Genomic DNA, 4565 nt, shown 5'->3' with positions numbered 1-4565 from the left:
TTAGACAGAATATAAACACTTAATGAAGTGTGGACTCAAAAAGCAAATCAGCTTTCCGAATTATTATTAACGTGGTCCAGAGATGGACACGGTAATAAACAGAATTTGCTTGGTGACAATAGCCTTGTGGAACCACCTGATCCCATCCCGAACTCAGAAGTGAAACGCAAACGCGCCGATGGTAGTGTGGGGTCTCCCCATGTGAGAGTAGGTCATCGCCAAGCGCCTAATTATCTCATTGAGATGTAACCAAGCCAGCTGAATAAGCTGGCTTTTTTGCGTCTATAATTTGTTAATTGGAGTGATTTTCCTGCTTTTCTCTCTGTTCTTCATCCAGCCATCTTCTCTAGCATGAGCTGCAATCCTCGCTTTTAGCAGTTACAATACGTTTTTGTCGCCATTGAACAAACAAATGTCTCTATCTCATAGCCTTCAATCATTTAATTCCTTTGGTTTAGCCCAGTCTTGCGCGGATCTTGTTGAGGCGCACTCAAAAGAAGCTGTTAAGGCGATATGTGTGCCACTATGGCAACAGCAATTGCCTATGTTGGTGCTTGGTGGCGGTAGCAATCTGGTCTTTACGGAGGACTTTAACGGCACAGTTGTCAGGATTTTATCGAAAGGAATAAAAGTATCTGAAGACACAGAAGCATTTTATCTCGATGTTGAGGCGGGTGAGAATTGGCACGAGTTAATTCAGTTTACGCTCGAGCATGGCATATTTGGGCTGGAGAATATGGCATTAATTCCTGGGACGGTTGGCGCAGCACCTATTCAGAATATTGGCGCTTATGGTGTTGAACTATGTGATGTGTGTGATTGGGTTGAGTATCTTGATTTACCCTCAGGTGAGTTTGTGCGCATCAGCACAGCTGAGTGTCAATTTGCTTACCGTGAGTCTATTTTCAAAGACAAATTGCGCAATCTCGCTGTAGTCACCGCTGTTGGACTGCGCTTAGCTAAACGTTGGCAACCGCGTTTGGCCTATGGCCCATTACAATCGTTTGATCCTGCAACCGTTACAGCGCATGAGATTTTTGAGCGCGTATGCCAAGTACGAAGTGAAAAGCTTCCTGATCCCGCGGTGCTTGGCAATGCAGGCAGTTTCTTTAAAAACCCCATTGTAAGCGCGGCCTGTTATCTAGATTTAGCACAGCGTTTTCCGACGATAGTGGGCTACGCACAAGCGGATGCAACAGTGAAATTGGCTGCAGGCTGGTTGATTGAACAAGCGGGACTGAAAGGTTTTGTGCTCGGCAATGTGGCAGTGCATGACAAGCAAGCCTTAGTGTTAGTGAATCGAGGCGGAGCAACGGGGCATGATATTTGCCGCCTAGCACTGCATGTTATTGCGCAAGTACGGGATAAATTTGGTGTCGTGCTAGAAGCCGAACCTAGAATCATCAGGGCTAATGGCGAAGGAGATTTGCATGTCTGATCATTGGGGAAGAAAACGCCAGATATTAGCTTTATTATCTAGCGGGCAATTTGTTTCTGGCGAGCAGTTAGCCACTGAACTTGGGATTTCGCGTGCCGCAGTGAATAAGCACATCGATGCGCTAGAAACCTATGGTGTGGCAATTTATAGCGTCAAAGGTCGCGGCTATAAGTTAGCGAATCCTATTTCTTTGATTGATGCTTCACGTTTAGTGCAATCAATTGATAACCGTTGCTTTTACTTTGATGAGATAGCAAGCACTAACGGCTTTATGCTGGACCATACAACTGAATTGAAGAATGGTGATGTGTGTGTGGCAGAGTATCAATCTGCAGGTCGTGGTCGTCGAGGCCGAATTTGGGTGTCGCCCTATGGGCATCACTTATATTTCTCGCTGTTTTGGACTTTCCCGCAGGGAATGGCGCAGGCAATGGGATTAAGTTTAGTGGTGGCCTGTACATTGGTTGAAGTGCTTAAATCTTTTGGCGTCGAGAATATTGGTGTTAAATGGCCCAATGACATCTATTTGGATAACAAGAAGCTTGCCGGGATCTTGATTGAGATGTCGGGTCAGGCTGATAGCCAGTGCCAGCTTATCATAGGTGTTGGTGTCAATATGGCTATGTCCGAGGAGCAAGGTAAAGGTATCGATCAGCCTTGGAGTGATTTGTCAGAGTTGGTCGATATGCCTGACAAGACGGCGCTTGTTATTGCATTACATAAGCAGCTTAAGCGTGATATTCAGCTATTTGAGCGTGAAGGATTAGCTGCATTCAAGACTCGTTGGCAAGCCGCAGACTTATTTTATGGCCGTGAAATACGTTTGCTTATGGGGGAAAAGTCTGTCGAAGGAATTTGTCGAGGCGTTGATGAGCAAGGTGCGGTATTGCTCGAAACCGCCGACGGTGTTCAAGCATTTATCGGCGGTGAAATTAGCTTAAGGGCACGCTAAGTACCCAAGAGTCAATTTTACATAAGGCTATTTGCGCATCAGCACGTGGGACATCAAATGATCCTGACCTTTCTGCAGGATCAAATGGGCTCTCTCACGGGTCGGTTGAATGTTAAGTTGTAGGTTTGGACCATTGATTGTGTCCCAAATATTAGCGGCAATCGTATTGGCCTCATCATCGGTTAGCGTCGAATAGTGATGAAAATAAGATTTTTTGTCACTGAATGCACCAGAGCGGAACTGCAAAAATCGTTCTTTATACCATTGTTTTAGCAAAGGTTCTTCTGCATCGACATAAATAGAAAAGTCGACAAAATCGGAGACGAAAGGACGACGAGTATCAACGGGGGAGTCGAGTCCTGTTTGTAGTACATTTAAGCCTTCTAAAATTAAGATGTCTGGTTGAGAAACCGTTTGGTGCTGATTCTTAACGCGGTCATAGGTGACGTGTGAATAGATAGGGGCTTTGACATGTGGCTGACCGGATTTCACGGCGGAGATAAACTCAACCAGCATTTTCATATCGTAACTTTCTGGAAATCCCTTACGCTGTAATAGTCCTTTACGTTTTAAGTCCGCCAGAGGATACAAAAAACCATCTGTTGTCACCAAATCAACTTTTGGGTGTTCAGGCCAGTGTCGTAGTAAAGCTTGCAAAATACGTGCTGTGGTGCTTTTCCCGACGGCGACACTACCAGCAATACTAATGATGTAAGGACTTTTTGATGGTTTTTGACCGAGGAATTCATCAACCACTAAGCCTCGTTGTTGCTTAGCTTTAACGATCAAATTCAGTAGCCGGCTAAGGGGAAGATAAATATCGGTCACTTCCGATAAGGAAATCTTTTCATTTATGCCTCTAAGGTTCTCCAAGTCTTGCTCACTCAGTGTCAACGGCACTGAATCTCGTAACTCAGACCATTGCAGGCGCTCGAAGGCGAGATAGAGTGCTTTTTGAATTGAATTTTTAGAAGTCATTGGCTTTCCTCAGCTTAGGAAAGGCACAGTACACTATGAGATTATTTGGAACAATACTAAATGGGTGATTGCAGTCGTGTTTCCGTTACCGTTTGATGTATTCGCTGTTTAATTGGCCGTCAAAGTTGCATAACGTGTAAAAAAACACCGTTCAAGCGCTTTTTTTACGTAAATAGGCGTTTTTTACTTGCACTTGGGAGCGCATTTACCTAATATCCCGTTCCGAAATGATAATGCCGGCATAGCTCAGTTGGTAGAGCAACTGACTTGTAATCAGTAGGTCCCGAGTTCGACTCTTGGTGCCGGCACCATTTTCTGTGGAGGGGTTCCCGAGTGGCCAAAGGGATCAGACTGTAAATCTGACGGCTCAGCCTTCGAAGGTTCGAATCCTTCTCCCTCCACCACTTTTTTCTAGGTAGTTAGGTAGCCTTAGTTAGGTTGCGCGGACATCGTATAATGGTATTACTCCAGCCTTCCAAGCTGATAACGCGGGTTCGATTCCCGCTGTCCGCTCCAAATTAGTTGCTGATATGGCTCAGTTGGTAGAGCACACCCTTGGTAAGGGTGAGGTCGGCAGTTCGAATCTGCCTATCAGCACCAGCCTCTCTAAATTTAGCTCCTACTCCTAAACATAATCGGTTCGATGTCATTTTAATGCATCGGATTTTTTCTATATGCTAGTTTTCATCACCAAGAATCTTGGACTGAGGCATTACCATGGCTAAAGCTAAATTTGAACGTATTAAGCCCCATGTAAACGTGGGCACCATTGGTCACGTTGACCATGGTAAAACCACACTGACTGCAGCTATCTCTCACGTACTGGCTAAGACCTACGGTGGCGAAGCTAAAGACTTCTCTCAAATCGATAACGCTCCAGAAGAGCGTGAGCGCGGTATTACGATCAATACCTCTCACATCGAATATGACACGCCTTCACGTCACTATGCACACGTAGACTGCCCAGGCCACGCTGACTATGTTAAAAACATGATCACTGGTGCTGCACAGATGGACGGCGCGATTCTAGTAGTTGCCTCTACAGACGGTCCAATGCCACAGACTCGTGAGCACATCCTGCTTTCTCGTCAGGTTGGCGTACCTTTCATCATCGTGTTCATGAACAAATGTGACATGGTAGATGACGAAGAGTTACTGGAATTGGTTGAAATGGAAGTGCGTGAACTTCTGTCAGAA

The 4565-nt window shown here is 45.3% G+C and carries 4 protein-coding genes, 4 tRNA genes and 1 rRNA gene; 8 read left to right on the top strand and 1 reads right to left on the bottom strand.

Annotated elements, in window-relative coordinates:
* The first annotated feature begins 108 nt into the window (after positions 1–108).
* From rrf to birA, 3 genes are all read left to right on the top strand, one after another.
* Positions 109–224 (top strand): 5S ribosomal RNA (gene rrf / locus L5M10_RS23240).
* Between the two features lie 188 nt (positions 225–412).
* Entirely contained in the window at positions 413–1438 is a 1026-nt protein-coding gene (murB, locus tag L5M10_RS23235) for a UDP-N-acetylmuramate dehydrogenase (RefSeq protein ID WP_263256037.1), read from the top strand.
* Positions 1431–2390 carry a bifunctional biotin--[acetyl-CoA-carboxylase] ligase/biotin operon repressor BirA gene (gene birA / locus L5M10_RS23230; protein WP_263143557.1) on the top strand — a complete coding sequence of 320 codons (960 nt, stop codon included), beginning with the start codon at positions 1431–1433 and terminating at the stop codon, positions 2388–2390. Before murB ends, birA begins: the two co-directional genes overlap by 8 nt.
* Before the next feature lie 27 nt (positions 2391–2417).
* Here birA and coaA read toward each other — a convergent pair whose 3' ends face one another.
* On the bottom strand, positions 2418–3368 hold the full coding sequence (gene coaA, locus L5M10_RS23225; RefSeq protein ID WP_105251027.1) for a type I pantothenate kinase: 951 nt from the start codon (positions 3366–3368) through the stop codon (positions 2418–2420).
* A 235-nt stretch (positions 3369–3603) separates the two neighbouring features.
* On the opposite strand from coaA, the gene L5M10_RS23220 reads away from it, so the two are divergent.
* The 5 genes from L5M10_RS23220 to L5M10_RS23200 form a co-directional block, all read left to right on the top strand.
* Positions 3604–3679 (top strand) — tRNA-Thr (locus L5M10_RS23220).
* A gap of 8 nt (positions 3680–3687) precedes the next feature.
* Positions 3688–3772 (top strand) — tRNA-Tyr (locus tag L5M10_RS23215).
* Between the two features lie 38 nt (positions 3773–3810).
* Positions 3811–3884: transfer RNA gene (locus L5M10_RS23210), tRNA-Gly, on the top strand.
* Positions 3885–3892: 8 nt separating this feature from the next.
* Positions 3893–3968, top strand: a tRNA-Thr gene (locus L5M10_RS23205).
* Positions 3969–4085: 117 nt separating this feature from the next.
* Positions 4086–4565, top strand: a 480-nt coding sequence (locus tag L5M10_RS23200; protein WP_263165002.1) for a GTP-binding protein, incomplete at its 3' end; no start/stop codon positions are given.

It is taken from the genome of Shewanella sp. SM32, from assembly GCF_025654235.1.
GTDB classification, from domain to species: domain Bacteria; phylum Pseudomonadota; class Gammaproteobacteria; order Enterobacterales; family Shewanellaceae; genus Shewanella; species Shewanella oncorhynchi.
The sequence above is the reverse complement of the archived record's forward strand: the minus strand, read 5'-3'. Positions and strand labels throughout refer to the sequence as shown.

Bases quoted from the DNA above. Each gene is read 5' to 3' on its own strand.
- murB (WP_263256037.1), top strand. From the start codon at position 413: ATGTCTCTATCTCATAGCCTTCAATCATTTAATTCCTTTGGTTTAGCC.
- birA (WP_263143557.1), top strand. From the start codon at position 1,431: ATGTCTGATCATTGGGGAAGAAAACGCCAGATATTAGCTTTATTATCT.
- coaA (WP_105251027.1), bottom strand. From the start codon at position 3,368: ATGACTTCTAAAAATTCAATTCAAAAAGCACTCTATCTCGCCTTCGAG.